17 protein-coding genes, 2 tRNA genes, 3 rRNA genes and 1 other RNA gene are annotated in these 24,343 nt (G+C 53.1%); 1 reads left to right on the top strand and 22 read right to left on the bottom strand.

Annotated features, from left to right (window positions below; translation table 11 throughout):
• Positions 1 to 95: 95 nt before the first annotated feature.
• The 19 genes from PDUR_RS00660 to rpoE form a co-directional block, all read right to left on the bottom strand.
• Positions 96 to 3,023 (bottom strand): 23S ribosomal RNA (locus tag PDUR_RS00660).
• A gap of 236 nt (positions 3,024 to 3,259) precedes the next feature.
• Positions 3,260 to 3,335, bottom strand: a tRNA-Ala gene (locus PDUR_RS00655).
• A gap of 23 nt (positions 3,336 to 3,358) precedes the next feature.
• Positions 3,359 to 3,435, bottom strand: a tRNA-Ile gene (locus tag PDUR_RS00650).
• A 41-nt stretch (positions 3,436 to 3,476) separates the two neighbouring features.
• Positions 3,477 to 3,593, bottom strand: a 5S ribosomal RNA gene (rrf, locus tag PDUR_RS00645).
• 106 nt (positions 3,594 to 3,699) lie between these two features.
• Positions 3,700 to 5,254 (bottom strand): 16S ribosomal RNA (locus PDUR_RS00640).
• The 16S, 23S and 5S rRNA genes sit together here with 2 tRNA genes alongside, the layout of an rRNA operon.
• A gap of 297 nt (positions 5,255 to 5,551) precedes the next feature.
• Positions 5,552 to 5,818, bottom strand: coding sequence for a pro-sigmaK processing inhibitor BofA family protein (locus tag PDUR_RS00635; RefSeq protein WP_042204636.1), 267 nt, complete (start codon positions 5,816 to 5,818; stop codon positions 5,552 to 5,554).
• Between the two features lie 30 nt (positions 5,819 to 5,848).
• Positions 5,849 to 6,106, bottom strand: coding sequence for a DUF2508 family protein (locus PDUR_RS00630; protein WP_042204635.1), 258 nt, complete (start codon positions 6,104 to 6,106; stop codon positions 5,849 to 5,851).
• A 224-nt stretch (positions 6,107 to 6,330) separates the two neighbouring features.
• Positions 6,331 to 6,930 (bottom strand): recombination mediator RecR, encoded by a 600-nt coding sequence (recR, locus tag PDUR_RS00625; protein WP_025702379.1) that lies wholly within the window; start codon positions 6,928 to 6,930, stop codon positions 6,331 to 6,333.
• Between the two features lie 41 nt (positions 6,931 to 6,971).
• Positions 6,972 to 7,283 carry a YbaB/EbfC family nucleoid-associated protein gene (locus tag PDUR_RS00620; RefSeq protein WP_025692709.1) on the bottom strand — a complete coding sequence of 104 codons (312 nt, stop codon included), beginning with the start codon at positions 7,281 to 7,283 and terminating at the stop codon, positions 6,972 to 6,974.
• Between the two features lie 53 nt (positions 7,284 to 7,336).
• Positions 7,337 to 9,091, bottom strand: coding sequence for a DNA polymerase III subunit gamma/tau (dnaX, locus tag PDUR_RS00615; RefSeq protein ID WP_042204634.1), 1,755 nt, complete (start codon positions 9,089 to 9,091; stop codon positions 7,337 to 7,339).
• A gap of 136 nt (positions 9,092 to 9,227) precedes the next feature.
• An RNA gene (ffs, locus tag PDUR_RS27655) (signal recognition particle sRNA large type) lies at positions 9,228 to 9,495 on the bottom strand.
• A gap of 169 nt (positions 9,496 to 9,664) precedes the next feature.
• Positions 9,665 to 9,862, bottom strand: a complete 198-nt coding sequence (rpmE, locus tag PDUR_RS00610) for a 50S ribosomal protein L31 (RefSeq protein WP_042204633.1) — start codon at positions 9,860 to 9,862, stop codon at positions 9,665 to 9,667.
• Positions 9,863 to 9,973: 111 nt separating this feature from the next.
• Positions 9,974 to 11,272, bottom strand: coding sequence for a radical SAM family protein (locus PDUR_RS00605; protein WP_042204632.1), 1,299 nt, complete (start codon positions 11,270 to 11,272; stop codon positions 9,974 to 9,976).
• Positions 11,273 to 11,297: 25 nt separating this feature from the next.
• Positions 11,298 to 12,653, bottom strand: coding sequence for a transcription termination factor Rho (rho, locus tag PDUR_RS00600; protein ID WP_042204631.1), 1,356 nt, complete (start codon positions 12,651 to 12,653; stop codon positions 11,298 to 11,300).
• A gap of 454 nt (positions 12,654 to 13,107) precedes the next feature.
• Positions 13,108 to 14,361 carry a UDP-N-acetylglucosamine 1-carboxyvinyltransferase gene (locus tag PDUR_RS00595; protein WP_042204630.1) on the bottom strand — a complete coding sequence of 418 codons (1,254 nt, stop codon included), beginning with the start codon at positions 14,359 to 14,361 and terminating at the stop codon, positions 13,108 to 13,110.
• Between the two features lie 258 nt (positions 14,362 to 14,619).
• Entirely contained in the window at positions 14,620 to 15,474 is an 855-nt protein-coding gene (gene fba / locus PDUR_RS00590; protein WP_042204629.1) for a class II fructose-1,6-bisphosphate aldolase, read from the bottom strand.
• A gap of 224 nt (positions 15,475 to 15,698) precedes the next feature.
• A complete protein-coding gene (locus PDUR_RS00585) occupies positions 15,699 to 16,085 on the bottom strand; it encodes a response regulator (protein WP_042204628.1) in 387 nt (128 codons plus the stop codon).
• A 339-nt stretch (positions 16,086 to 16,424) separates the two neighbouring features.
• The gene (locus PDUR_RS00580) at positions 16,425 to 18,032 is read right to left on the bottom strand and encodes a CTP synthase (RefSeq protein ID WP_042204627.1); all 1,608 of its coding nucleotides are present in this window, start codon (positions 18,030 to 18,032) and stop codon (positions 16,425 to 16,427) included.
• A gap of 320 nt (positions 18,033 to 18,352) precedes the next feature.
• A complete protein-coding gene (gene rpoE / locus PDUR_RS00575) occupies positions 18,353 to 18,916 on the bottom strand; it encodes a DNA-directed RNA polymerase subunit delta (protein ID WP_042204626.1) in 564 nt (187 codons plus the stop codon).
• A gap of 472 nt (positions 18,917 to 19,388) precedes the next feature.
• On the opposite strand from rpoE, the gene PDUR_RS00570 reads away from it, so the two are divergent.
• Positions 19,389 to 20,582 (top strand): S8 family peptidase, encoded by a 1,194-nt coding sequence (locus PDUR_RS00570; RefSeq protein WP_042208935.1) that lies wholly within the window; start codon positions 19,389 to 19,391, stop codon positions 20,580 to 20,582.
• Positions 20,583 to 20,822: 240 nt separating this feature from the next.
• Here the strand turns inward: PDUR_RS00570 and argS are convergent, their stop codons facing one another.
• The 3 genes from argS to PDUR_RS00555 form a co-directional block, all read right to left on the bottom strand.
• Positions 20,823 to 22,508, bottom strand: a complete 1,686-nt coding sequence (argS, locus tag PDUR_RS00565; RefSeq protein ID WP_042204625.1) for an arginine--tRNA ligase — start codon at positions 22,506 to 22,508, stop codon at positions 20,823 to 20,825.
• Positions 22,505 to 22,948, bottom strand: a complete 444-nt coding sequence (locus PDUR_RS00560; RefSeq protein WP_042204624.1) for a YwiB family protein — start codon at positions 22,946 to 22,948, stop codon at positions 22,505 to 22,507. Before PDUR_RS00560 ends, argS begins: the two co-directional genes overlap by 4 nt.
• A gap of 173 nt (positions 22,949 to 23,121) precedes the next feature.
• A complete protein-coding gene (locus PDUR_RS00555; RefSeq protein WP_042204623.1) occupies positions 23,122 to 24,303 on the bottom strand; it encodes a beta propeller repeat protein in 1,182 nt (393 codons plus the stop codon).
• Positions 24,304 to 24,343 lie beyond the last annotated feature (40 nt).

Raw genomic sequence — 24,343 nt, 5'->3', positions numbered from 1 at the left:
CGCTTCTTACTAGTGAACCGTTAAAGATGGGTCTTCCAAACTCATTCAGGCTTGATCACCTGAAAACTGGATTCGAAACGAAACATTGCGTTGTTTTGGATAAGCCCTCGACCGATTAGTATTGGTCAGCTCCACACGTTGCCGTGCTTCCACCTCCAACCTATCTACCTCGTCGTCTTCAAGGGGTCTTACATACTGGGAAATCTCATCTTGAGGGGGGCTTCACGCTTAGATGCTTTCAGCGCTTATCCCGTCCGTACGTAGCTACCCAGCCATGCTCCTGGCGGAACAACTGGTGCACCAGCGGTACGTCCATCCCGGTCCTCTCGTACTAAGGACAGCTCCTCTCAAATTTCCTGCGCCCACGACAGATAGGGACCGAACTGTCTCACGACGTTCTGAACCCAGCTCGCGTACCGCTTTAATGGGCGAACAGCCCAACCCTTGGGACCTACTTCAGCCCCAGGATGCGATGAGCCGACATCGAGGTGCCAAACCTCCCCGTCGATGTGGACTCTTGGGGGAGATAAGCCTGTTATCCCCAGGGTAGCTTTTATCCGTTGAGCGATGGCCCTTCCATGCGGTACCACCGGATCACTAAGCCCGACTTTCGTCCCTGCTCGACTTGTAGGTCTCGCAGTCAAGCTCCCTTCTGCCTTTGCACTCTTCGAATGATTTCCAACCATTCTGAGGGAACCTTGGGACGCCTCCGTTACACTTTAGGAGGCGACCGCCCCAGTCAAACTGCCCGCCTGACACGGTCCCCGTACCCGATGAGGGTACCAGGTTAGAACCTAGATACGATCAGGGTGGTATCCCAACGGCGCCTCCACCGAAGCTGGCGCTCCGGCTTCTCAGGCTCCCACCTATCCTGTACAGATCGTACCCAAGTTCAATATCAAGCTGCAGTAAAGCTCCATGGGGTCTTTCCGTCTTGTCGCGGGTAACCTGCATCTTCACAGGTATTAAAATTTCACCGGATCTCTCGTTGAGACAGCGCCCAAGTCGTTACGCCATTCGTGCGGGTCAGAATTTACCTGACAAGGAATTTCGCTACCTTAGGACCGTTATAGTTACGGCCGCCGTTTACTGGGGCTTCGGTTCACAGCTTCGGATTGCTCCTAACCGCTCCCCTTAACCTTCCAGCACCGGGCAGGCGTCAGCCCGTATACTTCGCCTTGCGGCTTCGCACAGACCTGTGTTTTTGCTAAACAGTCGCTTGGGCCTTTTCACTGCGGCCCCCTCGGGCTATTCACCCTACCGAGGCACCCCTTCTCCCGAAGTTACGGGGTCATTTTGCCGAGTTCCTTAACGAGAGTTCTTCCGCGCGCCTTAGAATTCTCTTCTCGCCTACCTGTGTCGGTTTGCGGTACGGGCACCTTCTCCTGGCTAGAGGCTTTTCTTGGCAGTGTGAGATCATGACCTTCGCTACTACAATTTTCGCTCCCCATCACAGCCCAGCCTTACGGTGTACGGATTTGCCTATACACCAGCCTCACTGCTTGGACGGACATCCATCAGTCCGCGTCACTACCCTCCTGCGTCCCCCCATTGCTCATAACGGATTATGGTGGTACAGGAATATCAACCTGTTGTCCTTCGACTACGCCTGTCGGCCTCGCCTTAGGTCCCGACTTACCCTGAGCGGACGAGCCTTCCTCAGGAAACCTTGGGCTTTCGGCGGATCAGATTCTCACTGATCTTTTCGTTACTCATACCGGCATTCTCACTTGTATGCAGTCCAGCTGTCCTTACAGTCAACCTTCAACCCGCATACAACGCTCCCCTACCCCTGATGCAAAGCATCAAGCCATAGCTTCGGTGGTGTGTTTAGCCCCGTTACATTTTCGGCGCAGAGTCACTCGACCAGTGAGCTATTACGCACTCTTTCAATGGTGGCTGCTTCTAAGCCAACATCCTGGTTGTCTGTGCAACTCCACATCCTTTCCCACTTAACACACACTTGGGGACCTTAGCTGATGGTCTGGGCTGTTTCCCTTTTGACAATGGATCTTAGCACTCACTGTCTGACTCCCGGCGACAAGTAGATGGCATTCGGAGTTTGACTGAGCTTGGTAACCCTTGCGGGCCCCGCACCCAATCAGTGCTCTACCTCCATTACTCTTAATCACCGAGGCTAGCCCTAAAGCTATTTCGGGGAGAACCAGCTATCTCCGAGTTCGATTGGAATTTCTCCGCTACCCCCACCTCATCCCCGAACTTTTCAACGTTCGTGGGTTCGGGCCTCCAGTGCGTGTTACCGCACCTTCACCCTGGACAGGGGTAGATCACACGGTTTCGGGTCTACGCCCACGTACTAAGTCGCCCTATTCAGACTCGCTTTCGCTGCGGCTCCGGCTCCTCGCCTTAACCTTGCACGTTAAACGTAACTCGCCGGTTCATTCTACAAAAGGCACGCCATCACCCCTAAAATGGGCTCTGACTTCTTGTAAGCACACGGTTTCAGGACCTGTTTCACTCCCCTTCCGGGGTGCTTTTCACCTTTCCCTCACGGTACTGTTTCACTATCGGTCGCCAGGGAGTATTTAGCCTTGGCAGATGGTCCTGCCGGATTCATACGGGGTTTCACGTGCCCCGCACTACTCGGGATCCGTCTCGGAGGGAACGACTTTTCAGCTACAGGGCTTTTACCTTTTCCAGCGGGCCTTTCCAGACCTCTTCGCTTAAACCGTTCCTTTGTAACTCCATGTGAGACGTCCCACAACCCCGAAGAGCAAGCTCTTCGGTTTAGGCTGTTCCGCGTTCGCTCGCCGCTACTGACGGAATCACTCTTGTTTTCTCTTCCTCAGGGTACTTAGATGTTTCAGTTCCCCTGGTCTGCCTCTAGCTCTCCTATGAATTCAGAGAGAAGTGACTGTGCATTACCACAGCCGGGTTTCCCCATTCGGACACCCCCGGATCCACGCTTGCTTACAGCTCCCCGAGGCCTTTTCGTTGTTCGCCACGTCCTTCATCGGCTCCTGGCGCCTAGGCATCCTCCGTGTGCTCTTACTAGCTTAACCAACGCTCCAATTTTCGCCTGATCGCTCCGTCTTGTTTGAAAGGCTGCTTCCGGATATCTCCGTTCGCTTTCGCCTTTCAAGCCAAAAGTCGCTCTCATTCGAAAATCTTCGCTCTCAGCTAATAACTATTTCAACTTGTTTGGACACAAGTTCAGCTAAAAGATGTTCTAAAACGCAATTTTCGTTTCGGTATCCAGTTTTCAAGGATCAAGACATAACAAATAGATGAAATTTGTTGGTGGAGCCAAGGAGGATCGAACTCCTGACCTCCTGCTTGCAAGGCAGGCGCTCTCCCAGCTGAGCTATGGCCCCATAAAAGGGTATGGAATTATTAGTGGTGGGCCTTAGTGGACTCGAACCACCGACCTCACCCTTATCAGGGGTGCGCTCTAACCAGCTGAGCTAAAGGCCCTTAGTCTTGCATATACTCTTATGGGAAACCCATAAGGTTGCGCTTGGCAGCGTCCTACTCTCCCAGGACCCTTCGGTCCAAGTACCATCGGCGCTGGAGGGCTTAACGGTCGTGTTCGGGATGGGTACGCGTGGAACCCCTCCGCCATCGCCACCAAACGCTTGAAAGAGGTTTGCTCTCTCAAAACTGAGCAACGAGTGAGCGTTGCCGGAAGTCAAGCTTCCGCATTTGAATGTTTCCGCTGCGGGAAACGATTCTCCATAGAAAGGAGGTGATCCAGCCGCACCTTCCGATACGGCTACCTTGTTACGACTTCACCCCAATCATCTACCCCACCTTCGGCGGCTGGCTCCTTGCGGTTACCCCACCGACTTCGGGTGTTGTAAACTCTCGTGGTGTGACGGGCGGTGTGTACAAGACCCGGGAACGTATTCACCGCGGCATGCTGATCCGCGATTACTAGCAATTCCGACTTCATGCAGGCGAGTTGCAGCCTGCAATCCGAACTGAGACCGGCTTTCTAAGATTGGCTCCGCCTCGCGGCTTCGCTTCCCGTTGTACCGGCCATTGTAGTACGTGTGTAGCCCAGGTCATAAGGGGCATGATGATTTGACGTCATCCCCACCTTCCTCCGGTTTGTCACCGGCAGTCACTCTAGAGTGCCCAGCTTGACCTGCTGGCAACTAAAGTCAAGGGTTGCGCTCGTTGCGGGACTTAACCCAACATCTCACGACACGAGCTGACGACAACCATGCACCACCTGTCTCCTCTGTCCCGAAGGCCGCGCCTATCTCTAGACGATTCAGAGGGATGTCAAGACCTGGTAAGGTTCTTCGCGTTGCTTCGAATTAAACCACATACTCCACTGCTTGTGCGGGTCCCCGTCAATTCCTTTGAGTTTCAGTCTTGCGACCGTACTCCCCAGGCGGAGTGCTTACTGTGTTAACTTCGGCACCAAGGGTATCGAAACCCCTAACACCTAGCACTCATCGTTTACGGCGTGGACTACCAGGGTATCTAATCCTGTTTGCTCCCCACGCTTTCGCGCCTCAGCGTCAGTTACAGCCCAGAAAGTCGCCTTCGCCACTGGTGTTCCTCCACATCTCTACGCATTTCACCGCTACACGTGGAATTCCACTTTCCTCTTCTGCACTCAAGCTGTCCAGTTTCCAGTGCGACCACAGGTTGAGCCCATGGTTTAAACACCAGACTTAAACAGCCGCCTGCGCGCGCTTTACGCCCAATAATTCCGGACAACGCTTGCCCCCTACGTATTACCGCGGCTGCTGGCACGTAGTTAGCCGGGGCTTTCTTCTCAGGTACCGTCACTCTTGTAGCAGTTACTCTACAAGACGTTCTTCCCTGGCAACAGAGCTTTACGATCCGAAAACCTTCATCACTCACGCGGCGTTGCTCCGTCAGGCTTTCGCCCATTGCGGAAGATTCCCTACTGCTGCCTCCCGTAGGAGTCTGGGCCGTGTCTCAGTCCCAGTGTGGCCGTTCACCCTCTCAGGTCGGCTACGCATCGTCGCCTTGGTGAGCCGTTACCCCACCAACTAGCTAATGCGCCGCAGGCCCATCCCTTGGTGACAGATTGCTCCGCCTTTCAGCCTCTTAGCAGGAGCTAAGAGGAATTATCCGGTATTAGCTACCGTTTCCGGTAGTTATCCCAGTCCAAGGGGCAGGTTGCCTACGTGTTACTCACCCGTCCGCCGCTAAGTCTTTTGAAGAGCAAGCTCTCCAAAAGACTCCGCTCGACTTGCATGTATTAGGCACGCCGCCAGCGTTCGTCCTGAGCCAGGATCAAACTCTCCAATAAAGTATTGAAAGAGCGATTAGCTCAATTTGAAACATCTGACGAGAATTTGCATTCTCAATTTTGGAACTCGCTTGAAGCGAATTCCCACTCACTCGTTGTTCAGTTTTCAAAGATCAATGTCTCTCTCAGTGCATCACCGCGTCTCACGCAGCGACCTTTATAATATATCACAGGTTGTTCATTATCGTCAAGCATTTTTTTAATTTTATTTTTCAAACGCTTTTCGATAATTGGCCGCTTCATATCTTGTCCGAAGAGCCGAATATTAATGTATCACATAACGCGATTCGCCGTCAACTACCCAAATAAGGTAATTTTTAAACCTACAAGCATGACCACTCCCGGAAGACCGAGAACGGATACGGTTCCTATCGTTGCCGGGTTCAGCGGAATGTACACCGTTCCCGCCAATTGAGTGAAATCGACGATGTATAGCCCCACTGCGGCCAGAATCAGGTGGGAGCCGAAAAGGCCCAGCCACCCCCAGCCTAGTCTTTTTTTAAATACGACTGCCACAAGTAACACTACGGATAGAATCAGTATGCCTGCCGCTATTGCTTTCATTGCCATTGCCTCCTTACCTTCGAACGATTCTTATAACTGGTTACGCTTCAAGCCAACTCTTTTGGCATGCTTCAGGTGAATTTGATATTTTCGCTCTGCGGCTTGCAAAATAAAAATGGCATAATCAATCTGATCTTGGCCGACGGCTTCGTCAAACATCAGATGAGCTCTTTCCCATTCCATTTGAGCCTTCCTCACATCGGTAAACACATCCCAACTCTCATCTTGATCCTCCCCCGGTTCGTTGCCGGCCTTCCGGCGCCACTCGCTCCACCAGCCCATCTTCATTCCTCCTTTGTAATGAATTGTCTATGACGGATAAAGTTGATTGCCGTACATTCTAATTCATATCGGAATAAGGACAAACTTAGAACCAGGAAGTAGCGCATTCTCATCGAGGGATATTTGATGCATACAGGAATATAATTGCCTATTGAGATAAGCCCGTCTTAAAAATTGCATTAAAAAAAGAAGCCCTTGACGGACTTCTGTCTCTAAATGCAGCTATTTCATTAAAAAAGCTCGCGCCGGCCTTCCAGCGCCTTGGACAAGGTCACCTCATCTGCATATTCGAGATCGCCGCCAACAGGCAAACCATGGGCGATCCTTGTTACTTTAACTTCAAACGGACGGACGAGCCGGGAAATATACATCGCCGTCGCTTCTCCCTCAATATTGGGATTTGTAGCAAGAATAAGTTCCTGCACTCTTTCATCACTGAGCCTTGTGAGCAGTTCCTTTAACCGAATATCGTCGGGTCCGACGCCTTCCATTGGGGAGATAGCGCCCTGCAGCACATGATAATATCCGTTGAATTCTTTGGTCCGCTCCATAGCGACAAGATCCTTGGAATCCTGCACCACGCAAATGACCGAGGCGTCGCGCGCTTTGTCTTGGCAAATCCGGCACGGGTCGGTATCGGTAATATTGCAGCAGACCGAGCAATAGTGAAGATTGCGTTTTACGCTGACGAGCGCTTTGGCAAAATCAATCGTCTCGTCTTCTTTCATGTTCAACACATGAAATGCAAGCCGCGCGGCCGTCTTAGGGCCGATTCCCGGCAAACGCGTAAAAGCATCGATCAGCTTGGCAAGCGGTTCGGGGTAATACAATAAGATATCTCCTTTATGTTTAACTTAAGCCTTCAACGTTATTAGAACAGGCCGGGAATTTTCATGCCTCCGGTAAATTTGCCCATATCCGAGCTAGCCAGTTCTTCCGCTTTGGTCAGAGCGTCATTCACGGCCGTAAGAACCAAATCCTGGAGCATTTCCACATCTTCCGGGTCTACCGCTTCCGGCTTGATTTCGATGGATAGCAATTTCTTGTGTCCGTTAACCTGAACGGTTACGACTCCGCCGCCGGAGGAGCCTTCCACCGTTTTGTTGCCAAGCTCTTCTTGGGCTTTCAGCATCTGCTCCTGCATTTTTTTGACTTGCTTCATCATTTGGTTCATATTGTTCATTTGTTATCTCTCCTTGTAAATGCGCGCAACCTGCGCGCTTGATATGCTGCGGGTTAATCTTTGATGACAATGAGGTCTTCACCAAAAAGCTGAATGGCCTCGTCAATCCAGGGTTCCTTGGCGGCTTCTCCGGCCTCATGTTCATGTTCCAGGCGAAGCTCTTCCTTAGGCGCAGGCTGCGCCGATTTCGCGGAGGCTTCATTCCAATCCCGAAGCATGACAGTGACTAAACGGTACGGCTTGCCCAGACGAGTCTCCAGTACACGTTCGATAACCTGCTTGTTAGCCGGCTTCTCGGTGGTTTCCCGGTGTATCGTATTCTTAAACGCCACGAGAACTGCGTCGTCGGTCATTGATACGGGTTCACCGTCGACAAACCAGGCGTGAACCGTTACCTTCTCTTCCTTAACCGCCTGAAGCACCTGACTCCATTGTTTATATGCGTTTGCAAAATCCCCGCTGTCCTTGCCTGCTATGAATTTATCCATTTGCGGCGGAAGCTTAGAGGTGGAGGATACGCGCGGAGCGGCGGAAGCACGGCTACCCGCCGACTTCGAATGAGCACTCTCCCTGCCAGTTCCAGACACACCCCCGGCCTGAAGCGCTTGCTCCAGCTTCTTCTCCAGAGCGGCAATTTGCCGCTTGAGCACATCCAGCTCTCCATGATCGACCGGTATAGCACCGCCGCTAATATGTGCCTGCATCCCAGAGCTGCTCTCCTTCTCCTGTGGACTGCAGAGCTTCATAAGCGCCACCTCAAACAACGTCTGCGGATGCGTGGCATATTTCATCTCACCTAAATAACGGTTCAGCGTGTCTACAATGTCGAACAGCCGCTCACGCGAGAAGGCCGCAGCCATGTCCCGGAATTCCTCCGGACTCAGCACACGGTCAGTCAGCGCGGCCGAACCCGGCACCATCTTGATCATAAGCAGATCGCGGAAGTAATACAGCAAATTTTCGAGGCATTTGTCGGCGCTCTTCCCTTCATGCATCAGCTGCTCGACCAATTCAAGCAGCCTCCCCATATCGCTCTCCAAAATGGCTTTAGCCAGGCGGGCAAATTGCTCCGCCGGTATACCGCCGGTCATCCCGAGTACCTGCTGATAGGTTACATGTCCGTCGGTAAAGGAAGAGATTTGATCCAGGACACTGAGCGCATCGCGCATCCCTCCGTCCGACAGGCGGGCAATGTACTGCAGCGCATCATCCTCGGCGGAAATGCCCTCCTTCTCGCAAATAACCTTCAGCCGGTTCGTCTGTTCCTCCAGCGAAACTCTGCGGAAATCAAAGCGCTGACAGCGTGATATAATCGTCGCCGGCAGTTTATGGGGCTCTGTTGTCGCCAAAATGAACATGACATGTGCAGGCGGCTCCTCCAGCGTCTTCAGAAGGGCATTAAACGCCTCCGTAGTCAGCATATGCACTTCGTCAATAATATACACTTTACGCCGCACCTCGGTAGGAGCGTACTTCACTTTATCCCGCAGGTCGCGAATTTCCTCCACGCCCCGGTTGGATGCAGCGTCGATTTCCTGCACATCCATCACCGCGCCCGAAGCAATCCGTAAGCACGAAGGACATTCATTGCACGGTTCCGGTCCCGGTCCCCGCTCGCAATTGACCGCTTTGGCCAATACTTTGGCGGCACTCGTCTTCCCGGTGCCCCGAGGGCCGCTGAACAGATAGGCGTGTGAAACCCGCTGCTCGCGAATCGCGTTCTGAAGCGTCTGGATAATGTGCTGTTGTCCGACCATGTCCTGGAACGCCTGAGGCCGCCAGGCACGGTACAACGCGATGTGTTCCAATTAAACATTACCCTCTTTCAACCGCCGCTTCCCGGGCGTTTATCGCTTCATTATTATACTATATTCTCCGCCTCAAGACCAAAAACAAAAAGCATCTTCGCTTGTCGCAAAGATGCTGATATGCTCATAATTTAAACCGCGCACCTGTTATTGATGACTGCGATCCGAGCGGCAACCCTACGCGGCTGCTCGGGCTAGGCTGCCCTCCGGCACAAGAGCAAACTTGCTTATGGCTGCTTCCTTCCGGACCTGACCAGGTTCACAAGCGCTCATTGCGGAGGACCCAACCGTCAACACAGCGCGTAGGGACCAAACCTCACATCGACAGCACCTCTAACAGGAATTCAACCTCGCTATAGCGGATTGCGAGTTACAGGGCACCGCTACCTCCCCGTCTAGCACGGCGAAGATAAGTATAGCCTACGCCAAAGCAAAAATCAACTGGATAAGAAAACCGATGTTGTCATCCTTATAAGAGGGCAGCTCCCAAGTCTTCATTAAAGAAAAAACAAAACCCTCCGCCATAAGGCGGAGGGCTTCCTACCGATCATTGCCGACCAGCGGCAAACCGGATTAGATTCCGTATTTCTTCTTGAATCTGTCGACGCGGCCGCCGGCATCCAGGAACTTCTGCTTGCCAGTAAAGAACGGATGGCATGCGGAGCAAATTTCGACGCGCAGATCCTGTTTCACAGAACCAGCTTCGAACGTGTTACCGCAGGCGCAAGTTACAGTTACAAGATTATATTTCGGTTGAATTGCAGTTTGCATTTAGATTTCACCTCTTTTGCCCTGAGCCTCAGGCGGACCCAGAGTTAATATAAGACACATAGACACAGTTTATCACGAACAATGCAGAGAAGCAATAGATTTGCCCTTGGATTAAATATTACGGCTTTGAGGCAAGACTCGTGCAATAGCCTTCTTGGGCCGGGCCTCCCCAGCCGGAGGAACATGTGTATACGAGCCGATCACCACTCCCGGAAGTTCCTCACGAAAAATCTCAAGCATTGTCTTCATTCCCAGGAGCTCGCCCCGGGCTGGCGGGATCAGCTCAAGATAGCTCTCCGGGTCAATATTAAGATTGCGCATCTGGATAAGCTTGAGGCCGGTACGCTTCACAAACTCCACCATCGCTTCAACCTCTTCCTCCCGGTCGGTGACCCCCGGAAATACCAAATAATTGATGGAAGCGTAAACACCCTCCGACGCCGCATACTTTAGCGATTTCTCCACATTGGCCAGCGTGTAGCCGCGAGGCTTGTAATAGGCATTGTAGTGCTCATCCAGCGCACTGATGGTGCTGACGCGCATCAAATCGAGTCCGGCGTCGACAATCCCCCGGATATGATCGCTGAGTCCGGCGTTCGTGTTAATATTGATATAACCCATATCGGTAACGGAGCGGACTTCACGGACCGCTTCAATGATCAGCTTCGCCTGCGTCGATGGCTCTCCCTCGCAGCCTTGCCCGAAGCTGATAATGGATTCCGGTGTCTTCAAGTGCTCCAGCATGACTTCAACAATCTCTTCTACTCTCGGCTTGAAATTCATCCGAGTCTGCGGCGAGACAAAGCCGCTGTCATCCGGCTGTTCGGAAATGCAGCCGAAACAGCCCGCATTGCACGAATAGGATACCGGAACGCCTCCCTCCCAGCGGCTCAGAAAGGTATTGGAGGAAGTCAGACATTCATAGCCGAGCGCACAATTGGAGAGATGTCCGTACAGACGATTCTCGGGATATTTGCTAGTCAGGCTGTTCGCCCCGCTGCGCACCGCATCGCGGTCGCAGTTGAGCGGATTCCATTTGTAAGGATCATCGGTCTGTTCGGCGGCCACGTAGAAGCCTCCGTCTTTCCATACAACAGCTGAATAACCGAACAGCGGGAGCTTGTACGATTTATCAGTCTTGATATATCCCGGCAAACAGAGACGGGTAAAGCCCTGCGGAAGCAGCGCTCCTACCGCATGCGATCCTTCAGGCAGCGGCAGCATCTCGCCGGTAAACGGATTCATTCCGACGGCTCTCGTATTCGGCAGTAGAGAAAGCGTTGCCCCTTCAGGCAGCGGAATCAATTCTTCCTCCAACAGTTCGACAATCATATCTCCGCTGCGGGCCAGCCCGTGCAGTTCGGGATGATCATATACGTTTCCTTGCCCGTCGGCATATACCAGATGCATAGTATTCTCCTCTTGAACTTATTTCTTAGGTGGTAGTCGTTACGGAAGCGGTCTTGGTGCGTATCGGACGCCGAGCGGAAGCCCCGCTGTTCGATGTGCCTCCGCTGCTTGCGGTAGCGGCGGCCGAATCTTTGCTGCCCGAAACATCGAAGGAAGCAAGGAACTCGGCGTTCGTCTTGCTGTCGCGCAGCTTCTTAATAAAGCTCTCTACAAAGTCGTAAGAGTCGTTCATACTTTTGCGGATCGCCCAAATGGTATCCAGCTCTTCCTTGCTCAGCAGCACTTCTTCGCGGCGCGTACCGGAACGGCGGATATCGATAGCCGGAAAAATGCGGCGCTCCGCAAGCTTCCGGTCGAGATGAAGCTCCATATTGCCCGTACCCTTGAACTCTTCATAAATAATATCATCCATCCGTGAGCCGGTATCAATCAGCGCCGTCGCGAGAATGGTCAGACTTCCGCCTTCCTCAACATTCCGCGCCGAACCGAAGAACCGCTTAGGCCGGTGGAATGCCGCCGGGTCAATCCCGCCGCTAAGCGTCCGGCCCGAAGGAGGAACGACGAGATTGTAGGCGCGCGCAAGGCGGGTGATGCTGTCCAGCAGAATAACGACGTCTTTTTTGTGCTCGACGAGACGAAGCGCCCGCTGAAGCACCAGTTCAGCCACCTTGATATGATTTTCGGGTAGCTCGTCGAACGTCGAGGCGACCACTTCGCCTTTTACGGAACGCTGCATATCGGTTACTTCCTCGGGGCGTTCGTCAATCAGCAGTACAAACAGTTCGATCTCAGGGTTGTTCGTGGAGATGCTGTTGGCAATCTCTTTGAGAAGGAGCGTCTTGCCGGCTTTGGGTGGAGCGACGATCAAACCGCGCTGTCCAAGGCCGACAGGTGCGAGCAAATCCATGATCCGGGTGGACAAATGAGTAGGCGAGGCTTCAAGCGAAAGCTTGTCCTGGGGATATAACGGCGTAAGAGCTGGAAAATGAAGGCGCTCGGCCGCACTGGCCGGATTCTCGCCGTTGACGGCATTAACCTGAAGCAGCCCGAAATAACGTTCATTCTCTTTAGGGGTACGGCATTTGCCGGATACCAAATCTCCGGTACGGAGATCAAATTTGCGGATTTGCGAAGCCGAAATATAAATATCCTCAGCGCTTGGCAAGTAGTTGATCGGTCTAAGAAAACCGTAGCCCTCCGGCAATATCTCCAGAACGCCTTCCATAAACATCAGACCGCTCTGCTCCGCCTGTGCGCGCAGAATAGCAAAGATCAGCTCCCTTTTCTTCATCTGCCCATAATAGGGAATCTGATATTTCTTTGCCAACTTGTATAAGTCGGTCAGCTTCATTTCTTCCAAGTCGGAAATTTGAAGATCCATATAATAACCACCTATTCAATTTAGATAAGTTCGAAAAAAGTGTATACCTCAAAAATAATAACGAAGCAATCCTGGCATTTCAGAAAAAATAGGTGACAAAATGCAAGAGGGTGGGTGAGCGGCAACTGGACGCGATAGGCGCCGGTGGGTGACCGCAAGGACATTATGCTGTCTACTAGCAAATGTCTGAATTCAGAAGCGAGGAATCGGTTGCACAACATCATAGCATAGCTGATTTGGCTGAAATATTTGATTTCGCTTAAATAACTGCAGTTGTATGGCAAAAATCCTCATTAGGATAGCATTACCCAAAACGGAAGAAGATATGCAGGTTGTCGAAAATTTTATGAAAAATCGGGGGATTCCTTAACGGGTCGGCACGGCGCCGGCCAATAACAATTAGTTATTGGCGGACCACCGTGCGCTCCGCTTCAGGTGTAAAAGCTCTCGAGGATTACTCTTTCTCCCGCCACACCTCAGCACCCAATTCACGAAGGTTGGGTACGAGATTATCATAACCGCGGTCGATATACTCGACGCCGGTCACTTCCGTAATGCCGTCTTCTACGGTCAGTCCGGCGATAACCAGCGCAGCACCGGCCCTAAGATCCGCCGCTTTAACTTTGGCCGCATTCAGCCTGCTGCCTTCAATAATGGCCGATCTTCCTTCAACGCGTATCTTCGCTCCCATTCGCAGCAGCTCCGGGACATGCTTGAAGCGGTTGCTGTAGACGAAGTCGCTAAGCACGCTTACGCCTTTTGCCTGCGTCAGCATACTGGTCATCGGCGATTGCAAATCGGTAGCAAACCCGGGGTAGATAAGCGCCTTAACATCAGCCGGCTCGTAAGCCATCTTGCCAATCACCCGGATGCTCTCATCCAGTTCCTCGACTTCAACGCCCATTTCCAGCAGCTTCGCCGTTAGCGCCTCCAGATGCTTGGGAATAACGTTGTCTATCAGCACATCGCCGCGTGTAGCTGCCGCCGCGATCATGTAAGTTCCTGCCTGAATCCGGTCGGGAATAATGGAGTGGCGGCAGCCGTGCATCTCCGTTACGCCTTCGATCCGGATGGTTTCGGTTCCGGCGCCCTTAATGACAGCGCCCATGGAGTTAAGTAAAGTCGCTACATCTATAATCTCAGGCTCTTTAGCCGCATTTTCGATAATGGTAGAGCCTTTGGCCCGGGAAGCCGCCAGCATAATATTAATAGTCGCGCCTACACTGGATACATCCAGATATATCTTTGCGCCGCGCAGCTCTTTGGCATATAAATGAATGGCGCCATGTTCGTTGGTTACGCTCGCGCCTAGCGCCTCGAATCCTTTGATATGCTGGTCGATAGGTCTTGGCTCGAAATTGCAGCCTCCGGGAAGTCCGATGGTCGCTTCTTTGAAGCGTCCCAGGAGGGCACCCATCATGTAATAAGACGCCCGAAGCTTCTTGACAGGCCCGTTAGGCATAGGAATTGAAACAATCCGTGAAGGATCTATTCGCATCTGGCTGCCCGACCATGATACTTCAGCGCCAAGCTCTTGCAAGATTTCAGAATAGACGGCCACATCGCTAAGGGAGGGCAAATTATCCAGAATAACTTCCGATTCAGCCAAAATCGCCGCAGGAATGAGCGCAATCGCGCTGTTCTTTGCACCGCTGATTGTCACCATGCCTTGCAGCGGACGCCCACCGCCAATCATTAATTTTTCCATCGAATATCTGGTTCCCCCTAGATGTATTGCAGTTACTGTTGGCAATACGAACTGCGGCATGTTGAATAATGACAGGAGAGCGCGGCATAGCCGCCTGTAACACGGTCCCGCTGCCCGCCATAGGATTAAACCGAAAGGGTGTAGGACATTAATTTTCTGTAATTAAACGGAAAGACACCGGCTAAGCGGTGTGCTCTCCATTTGACGCTATTCAGTTCATTATAACCGAATCAAGCGGACTTGCCTATTATACACGATTTACGCTTTGTTGTTGGAACCGAATTCGCGGATTTTGCCGATTACTGTTTGTTTGATAGCTTCGCGGCCTGGTGCGATAAATGTACGAGGATCATAGGCTTCCGGTTTAGCGGCCAGCACTTCACGGACAACCTTGGCGAATGCGATTTGGTTCTCGGTGTTCACGTTGATTTTGGAAGTTCCCAGGGAGATTGCTTTGTCAATGTCATGTTTCGGGATGCCTGTACCGCCATGAAGAACAAGCGGAATTTTAACCGCGTCGCGAACTTCTTCCATTTCCTTGAATCCAAGGTTAGGCTCGCCGAGGTAAGGTCCATGTACGGAACCAAGCGCAGGAGCCAGGGCATCGACGCCGGTTTCTTTTACGATAGCTACGCATTCTTCCAGTTTGGCGTACATAATGCCGCCAATAACGTCATCTTCCTGACCGCCAACCGTACCAACTTCAGCTTCTACGGAAGCGCCTTTGGAATGAGCGTAATCAACGACCTTCTTGGTCATTTCAATATTTTCTTCAATCGGATGGTGGGAGCCGTCGATCATGACGGAAGTAAATCCGGCGTCGATGGCTTCTTTACACTTGTCGAAGCTCGAACCATGGTCGAGGTGAATAGTTACCGGAACGGTAATTTTCATATCTTGAATCAGACCCTCTACCATTTTCACCACGGTGTTGAATCCGCCCATATGACGAGCTGCGCCTTCGGATACACCCAGGATAACCGGGGACTTCTCTTCTTCAGCAGCACCCAAAATCGCTTGGGTCCACTCCAGGTTGTTGATGTTGTACTGACCAACCGCATATTTTCCTGCAAGAGCTTTGTTCAACATGTCTGTCATTGATACCAATGGCATAATTCATCCTCCTAAAGATAGTTTATAGCTATTTTAATGAAGCCGACATCACATACAGGCCTATTATAGCACAACCTGTCTCAAATACTAAATAGGGTTGATAAAAAAATGTCCCGGCGGGACTAAATTCGTCCACACCCCTTAATATTATGACTCTGTCTGCCGAGCCGGAGTAAACGGCACTCCCCCTAAAAAGGGACTCCGCTCACCGCAGAGTCCCCACTTTAGCTGCACTGGTCGATAGATCCGGTACGTAAATGCAGATTAACCGCTACCCTCATTTCATCAATATCGAAGGGTTTCGTGAAATGCATAAGCGCTCCCAGCTTCGTCGCTTCCTTGATCATGTCCAGTTCGCCGTATGCGGTCATCATGATTACTTTAACCCCCGAATTGATCTCTTTGATATGTTTCAGAATTTCCAGTCCGTCCATTCCAGGGATTTTCATATCGAGGAGGACCAGGTCGGGGCAGTCGCTGCGTACGATGTCTAAAGCCGCTTTTCCGTTAGCTGCCTGTAAAGTCGTGTATCCTTCGCTATTAAAAACCTCCATAAGCAGGATTCGAATCCCATTTTGGTCATCGACAATTAATACTTTCTTTTTCTCCATTCGTAACCCTCCCTGAGTATAACGCAGATTCACCACACCGCTCCGACGGTCCTTCTCATAAATCCGTTACGAAGAACTATAATTCGTGCTTGACCGCCAAAATCCTGCTAACTGGTAAAAATGCGTAATTGCGCGTCCTAAAACAGTACAAATGAGGGTTGCCGAGCCCAAGCCAAAAATAGCCCTGCAAAGCGTGCCCCGGACATCCGAAGCATGACTTAAAGTCCACTCGAGTCCTTCTGGAGGGGCTCCCGAATACTCCGTAAACGTAAAAAAGCCTCCGCAAGGGAAGCTATTTTATGTTCCGGAGGTCCGGATAGGGAAAGTTTAGACTGCTTCTTATAATTGCTCCGCATGGGTGAGCGAGGCTTTGACAAATTCACGGAACAGCGGCTGCGGACGGTTCGGACGGGAGGTAAACTCCGGATGGAACTGTACCGCCAGGAACCACGGATGCCCCGGAAGCTCTACGATTTCGACAAGACGCCCATCCGGGGAAGCCCCGGAAATCAGCAAGCCGGCTTTTTCAATTTGATCGCGGTAAGAATTGTTGAACTCGTACCGATGACGGTGACGTTCATATACCAGCTCTTCCCCGTAACAGGACATAGCCAGGGAATTGGGCTGAAGCTTGCAGGGATAAAGACCCAGGCGCATGGTGCCCCCAAGATCCTCGATATCCTTCTGCTCCGGCAGCAGGTCGATGACCGGATGCGGTGTTGCCGAATCGATCTCCGAGCTGTTGGCTCCCGTGAGTCCCAGGATGGAACGGCCATATTCAATAACGGATACCTGCATTCCCAGACAGATGCCGAAGAACGGAACACCCTGCTCGCGGGCATAGCGAATCGCGGAAATTTTGCCCTCGATGCCCCGGTCGCCAAAGCCGCCCGGAACGAGGATTCCGCCGACGCCGCGCAGCATTTCGGCCACATTCTCGTCCGTTATTTCCTCAGCGTTCACCCAGCGGATGCTGACTTCGGAGTTAGCGTCAAACCCTGCATGGGAGAGGGACTCCACTACGCTGAGGTACGCGTCATGCAGCGCCACGTATTTGCCGACAATCGCGATCTCCACATTGCGCTCCAGCTTGTTGATGCGCGCAAGCATGGCTTCCCATTCGCGCATATCCGGCGCCGGCGTAGTCAGCTTCAGATGGTTGACGACAATCTCGTCAAGTCCTTCGTCGCGCAGATTAAGCGGAACCTCGTACAGTGTCGATGCATCGCGGCATTCCACAACCGCATTTGCGTCGATGTCGCAGAACAGCGCAATCTTAGCCTTCATGTCCGCAGAAAGCTCATATTCCGTACGGCAGACAATCACATTCGGCTGGATTCCGATGCTGCGCAGCTCCTTGACGCTGTGCTGGGTCGGTTTCGTCTTCACTTCGCCCGCAGCCTTGATATAAGGAATGAGGGTTACATGGATATACATTACATTTTCACGGCCGATATCGCTCTTGATCTGACGGATAGCCTCTAGGAATGGCAAGCTTTCGATGTCGCCGACGGTGCCGCCGATCTCCGTAATGACGACGTCCGAACCGGTCTCACGGCCAGCGCGGAATACGCGCTCCTTGATTTCGTTCGTAATATGGGGGATGACCTGAACGGTACCGCCCAAGTACTCGCCGCGTCTTTCTTTGCTGATCACGGAGGAGTAGACTTTACCTGTCGTCACGTTGCTGTTCTTGGACAGGTTGATGTCGATGAACCGCTCGTAGTGTCCAAGGTCGAGGTCGGTCTCCGCTCCGTCATCCGTAACGAATACCTCGCCGTGCTGATAAGGACTCATCGTTCCCGGGTCCACATTAATGTACGGATCGAATTTTTGAATCGTCACCTTGAGACCCCTGTTTTTGAGCAGTCTGCCCAGAGAAGCGGCCGTGATTCCCTTACCCAGGGAGGATACCACGCCACCTGTTACAAAAATATACTTTGTCACTGCATAACCCTCCTAAATAAAATCCGTGTGATTCAGGCGACGTATGATGTTATCGTAACCCGTTTTCAGACCGTCAAAACGAAGAAATTCAAAAGTCGCTGAGTCCTTTCGGGAAAGCTTCCCGCCGTAATTCGAATGGCCTTCAAAACGGCGTTTATCCGGCATCAAAATGCCATCTAAAAAACAAAAAAGTGACACCCGTAGAGCCGGGGCACTTTTTATTTTTGAAATATAGAATTACCTTTCACCATAAGCCCATCAAATAGTTTACTCTGTCGGCTTTATTGATGTCAAGGAAGAATTATTGAATGGAAGTTCCCTTAAAATTTCTCGTCATCTTCCTCATCCAAGCCTTCTTCGTCGGCCTCTTCCTCGGAATCCTCATCGTCCAAATCCTCGTCGTCCAGATCTTCATCATCCATAACGACCTCTTCATCGACTTCCTCGTCGCTGTCATCGTCGGAATACAGGTCGTCGCGGTCCTCGTCGATCACGTCGAAGTCTTCTTCGTCGCCGGAGTAGACATCTTCTTCCTCGGTAAAATCGTCATCCTCCATATCATCGTCGTCATCATTAATGATGCGCGGACGTTTGGAATTGGCGATCGGATCGTCGGAGCGTTCCAGCGGATACCAGCGTTTCAGGCCCCACAGATTCGTTCCGACACAGGCAAAACGCCCGTCGATGTTAATTTCGGTATATAACTGGGCGATCGTATCGTTGATTTCTTTATCGGACATTCCGCGCAGCTTGGCCACCTCGGCCATCAGATCACGGTAATAGAACGGCGTATTGGCCGCCTTCAGAATTAGAAAAGCCAAGTCTACCATTGGCATTTCTTTGATTTTCTCAGGATCAAGCTTCAAATTAAGTGGCGTACTCACTTCTCAGGGACACTTCCTCTCACGCATTGTTCACGCTATGGCTTTATTCGGGCGTTATATCATTAATATCCATTGACAAACCTAAGTAAAACCTATTTGGGAACAAAATGCAAGTCAATTCGGCGCATACGGCAAACCCTGCTCCGTATAGAACGATATCGGCGTTTGGCAGAGATTTCCCGGGTATTTACCGGCAGCTCCAGAAAGCTTGTCCAGTCGGACGGCGGGTATAGGCGGATATGAAAAAAGGCGGAGGAAGTTCCTCCGCACCTGACTGTATCCACGCCAAGGATTGGCTCCGGCGGCGTTTGTTTCAAAGAGGGCTTTTGCCTCTTTCGATATTTTATGTGTTCCGCACTCTTTTGACACGCCAGACGGCCTATTTCGGCAAAAAAGGGCAAGTTCCCATGCGGGCTCCTCCGCTCCTTCATAAGATATCGGAGCACGGCAACAGGAGGGGATGGCGAAAAAAATGGACTATTACGAATTTTGGCAAGCGGTAATTAAAGAAATAGCGACCGCCCCCGCAAACGAAGAACGCCGCATCGTCACCTTTCACGATCCCCGACAGTATGCCGGAGCGCTGTCGCAGTGGAAGTCTCTGAAGCCCAGCCGGCCCGGACTGCGTAAAGTCAAAATTTCTCCGCTGATCCGAGCGTTTGTTGTGCCTGCCGCCAGCGCCGTGAATCTGATGCATAAATACGCCGGTGCTCTCACTATTGAAGAAGATTTGCGCATACAGATCCATTCGTCAGCCGCATCCCCCACCACGCGTAAGACTTCCCATTACCTGCCTTGGGGCGTAAAGGCGATCCGCGCTCCTCAAGCATGGTCAAGATCGACCGGCGTTCATATTAAAATTGGCGTCATTGATACCGGCGCGGATTTCCTTCATCCCGACCTTAAAGCTTCGCTCGCCTCCGGGGTAAATCTGCTGCACCGGGGCATTCTGCCGCTCGACGACAACGGGCACGGCACGCATATCGCCGGAACGCTCGCCGCGGCGGGCGGTACACGGGGTATGATGGGCGTGGCGCCGCGTTCCCTGATCTACCCCGTCAAAGCCTTCGATCATACAGGTTCCGCCTATGTGTCCGACATTGTCCTCGGCATTGACTGGTGCGTCCAGAACCGGATCGACCTCATCAATATGAGCTTCGGAATGAAGACCCGCAGCAAAGCGCTGCATGATGTTGTCGTCAAAGCATACCGCGCCGGCATCCCGATTATCGCCTCGTCGGGCAATGACGGCAAACGTGGAGGCGATTATCCGGCCCGGTACAGCGAAACAATCGCCGTCGGAGCTATCGATAACAAGCGCCGGGTCGCCTCTTTCAGCAACCGCGGCTCATATATCGACGTATACGGGCCGGGAGAGAATGTGCCTTCCTGCTGGCCCAAGGAAGGCTACAGGGAAATGAGCGGCACCTCCATGGCGACCTCGCATGTGACGGGAGCCGCCGCCCTGCTGCTCGCTCTGTGCCCGGGTCTTACGCCCCGGCAGCTCAAGCTGCTGCTGCGCCGCACCTCATCGCCTCTGCGGCTGCGCAAGGGCCAGCGCCGGGCGGCGCTGGGCGGCGGCGCCGTGGACGCAATGCGCCTATTGCGGGCACGGACGCGGGTCCGCCGGATAGCGGCGGGCGAAGGCCCAGCCTCTACGGGATAAGGGGCTTCACGGCACCGATTGCATCCCGGATGAGGCGGCCCCAGGCTCCGGCTGTGCCGCGCAGGGTCAAAACCCTCCCCTCCGGCCCCCAGTGTAACCGCCTCCGGCGATTGAAACTGCAGAAATTTTCCCGGCAATCCGCCAAAAATTTCCCCGGTAATTAAAAGATGCCGCCCCGCAGGACGGCATCAAGCTTATGATTGCGCGGCAGACCGACGCGGGCAGCGGCCCTTCCGGACGCTACATCCGTTCCGGCGCCGTCACGCCAACAAGGCGCAGCACGTTCGCAATCGCTTGGCGAACGGCGCCCAGCAGCGCGAGACGCGCCAGCGTCTGGGCGGCGTCCTCGGTGATTACACGCTCAGCCTTGTAGTAGCTGTGGAAGAGGGACGCCAGTTCGTACACATAGCGGATCAGGCGGTGCGGAGCATACCCTTCCACGGCCAGATCAATCTCGGCCGGAAGCTCGCCGACTTTGCGCAGCAGAGCGTATTCATGCTCTGCCGTCAGCTTGGAATAATCAATTCCGGCGAGATCCGGCAGGACGATGCCCTGCTCCTCGGCTTGACGGAATACGCTACAAATACGCGCGTGCGCATATTGTACATAGAACACCGGATTTTCGTTCGAAGTCGAAACGGCGAGATCCATATCGAAGTCGAGGTGGGAATCCATGCTGCGCATGGTGAAGAAATAGCGGATCGCATCGACGCCAACTTCGTCCATCAGATCCTCCATGGTGACCGCTTTACCGGTCCGCTTGGACATTTTCACCTTCTCGCCGTCCTGGAACAGGCTGACCATTTGGGCAATCAGCACAACCAGCTTGTCCGGATCATTGCCAAGCGACGCCATTGCGGCTTTCATCCGCGGAATATAGCCATGGTGGTCAGCTCCCCAAATATTGATCATTTTATCGTAGCCGCGGCCGAATTTATCGCTGTGATAAGCGATATCCGGCGTCAGGTACGTATAGGTGCCGTCATTCTTGATCAGCACGCGGTCCTTATCGTCACCATATTTCGTCGTCCGCAGCCATGTGGCGCCGTCCTGCTCGTACACTTCCCCGCGGTCCCGCAGCTCGTCAAGCGCCCGCAGCACTTCCCCGGTCTCATACAGCGAGGTCTCGCTGTACCAGATGTCGAAGGCGACGCGGAAGCGTCCAAGATCGCGTTTGATTTTGTCCAGTTCCTTCTCCAGCCCGTAGGCACGGAAAAAGGCGGCGCGGTCGCCGGGCGACAGCTCCAGAAGCGAATCGCTTTTATCTGCGACAAGCTCTTTGGCAAAGCCCTTGATATCTTCGCCGTAATAGCCGTCCTCGGGCATTTCGGCCTGTTGGCCAAGCTCCTGCAAATACCGGACCTCAATCGATTGGCTCAGGTTGGAAACCTGATTGCCCGCATCATTGATATAGTATTCGCGCGTGACCTTGTAACCGGCGAAATCCAGCACATTGCAGAGCGCATCGCCAACGGCCGCTCCCCGGGCATGGCCCAGATGCAGGCTTCCCGTCGGGTTAGCGCTAACGAACTCAACCTCGACCTTTTGTCCTTGGCCCGCGTCCGTGCGGCCGTAATCGGCGCCCTGCTCCAGAGCAAGAGCAATGACCGGATAAAGGTACGATTTGGACAGCGTAAAGTTTATGAAGCCGGGACCGGCGATTTCCGCTTTTTCAATTGAGGCTTGGCTTAGATCCAGATGCTCCACGATCGCCTCGGCGATCTGGCGCGGATTACGCTTGGCAATTTTGGTAAGCTGCATGGCCGCGTTGGTCGCCAGATCGCCATGGGTTTTGTCTTTGGGGACTTCCAGCACGATAGCCGGAAGCTCTTCCCGCTGAACCAGGCCTGCTGCGACAACCGCATCAGCGATGGCCTCTTTCACCCTTTCATTAATGAGGGCAAGCGGATTTGGACTTTTTGTCATACTAAAGGTTCCTCCTGTATATGCAAACTAATGGCGAACTGTCCCGACAACTCGTCGTATACGTATAAATCGTATTCCCATTTCACTGTCAGGGAGCGTTCTTGCCGTGAGATCCCCAGCATCCTTGTCTCGGTGGACAGATTAAACTGGGTATAGGGAGACCGGTAAAATCCGGGCAAACGCGCGCCGCTCCGGAAAGATTGCTCCGACTGGACGCCGCCGTGGCGGATAATCCGCAGCTCGTCATCCAAAATCTTAACCGTCGTCCGAACGGCCGCTTCGGCGCCATCCGGTCCCTGACCGGGTTCCTCAAAACGAATATAAAGCTGCGGTCCCTTTTGCGTGGCCTCGCCGCTTACGTTAAGAATGCTTGTCTCTCCTTCGTGCCGGCTTATGAGTGTAACGGAGACGCCGTATTTATGCGTAAGGTTATCAGGCAACCTGGCACCTCCCGTTCTGCCTTCTTCGTTTGGGCCTTAAATTCCGGTATCTTTCCCATTGTACTACTATATCCAGTTCGCTGGGCCAATTCAATCGCTGTATTTATGTAGAAGTTTAACACACCGGGGGGCAAAATCACATTGTCGCCCGTATTCCGCCCCCCAATGCTGTCTTATTTCGTCTTAAAAGAGAGCTTCAGCTTCCAGGTGGAGCCTCCGTCATGCGTTGCATACAGCGAGGACCGTTCCAATCCCCTGACGGCAAGCCAGCCTTCCTTCGCGCCGGTGAAAGAAATCACGCCGTCAAACCCCGGTATGCCCGGCAGATTACGCCACTTCTTGCCGCCCGTATAGGAGCGGCCCACGCCGACCTGTTCTCCAGCCGGCGAGTAGCCGAGCAGGAAGACTGCGCCGCCCGCAAGCTGCATATTGCCGGGCTTGCCGGAGACCGGGCCCTTGGCCAGCACCTCGCTGCCGCTGCCCGGCGCAGGCCCTCCGCCCGCCGTCGATTGGGCGATGACGCGCCGCCATTTCCCGCCGCCGTCCGCGCTGGCGTACAGGGAATATGACGTCTGGGACATGCCGGATTCACCGTACAGAACCGCCCACACCTGACTGCCGTCCGCATAAATCTCGGCGCCGATCGGGTAGCTGAAGGCCGATTTCAGCTTGAGCACCCAGCTCTTGCCCCCATCCGTGGTCTTCATTATCCGGTATCCGGCTCCCGGAGCAACCGTTACGGCCCAGCCGCTGCTCCGGCTGGTGAACACGGCGCCTCGGGTGTTGGGCGGCGTCGGAATTTTGCTCCAGCTCTCTCCTCCGTCCGCCGTGTAGTAGGCAAATGCCTGGTCATACGCGAAGCCGTGCCTGCGGTCCGTAAACTGAATCTTCGTGTAGGATACAGGCCCGCTTAACAGCCGTTTCCAATGCGAGCCGCCGTCCGCCGTCTGGATCAAATAGACCGGCTGTCCTTCCTGGACGGACGCAAGCGCCCAACCGTACACGTTATCGGGAAAGTCGATTGTCCGAAACGACCACTGGCCTTCATAAATCGTCTGGAACGTGCAGCCGCCATCCGAAGTTCCGATCATAAAGCCGTTCCCCGCCGCGCGGCCGGTTGCTGCGCTAAGAAACTGAATATCGGCAAAGGAAAGCGGCGAGCTGTCAGCATCCATATGCTTTTGCTGAAGCTCCTTCAGCAGCCCGTGATCGCCCGTCCTGCAGACGGGAGCGGAAGCCGCCAAAGCCGGTGTTCCCCCCGTGCTCCAGCCGGATACCGCCAATATTGCAGCGAAGAGAAGAAGAAGCACTTTCGTGCGTATTTTTTTTCGGCTAATTGTTCTTGTCAAATTCATGATCACACCTCCGTGATTTGTTGCCGTATTGGGTCCTCTT

Source organism: Paenibacillus durus (assembly GCF_000756615.1).
GTDB lineage: Bacteria > Bacillota > Bacilli > Paenibacillales > Paenibacillaceae > Paenibacillus_AQ > Paenibacillus_AQ durus.
Note: the sequence above shows the minus strand (reverse complement) of the source record. Positions and strands in the feature narration are given on the sequence as shown.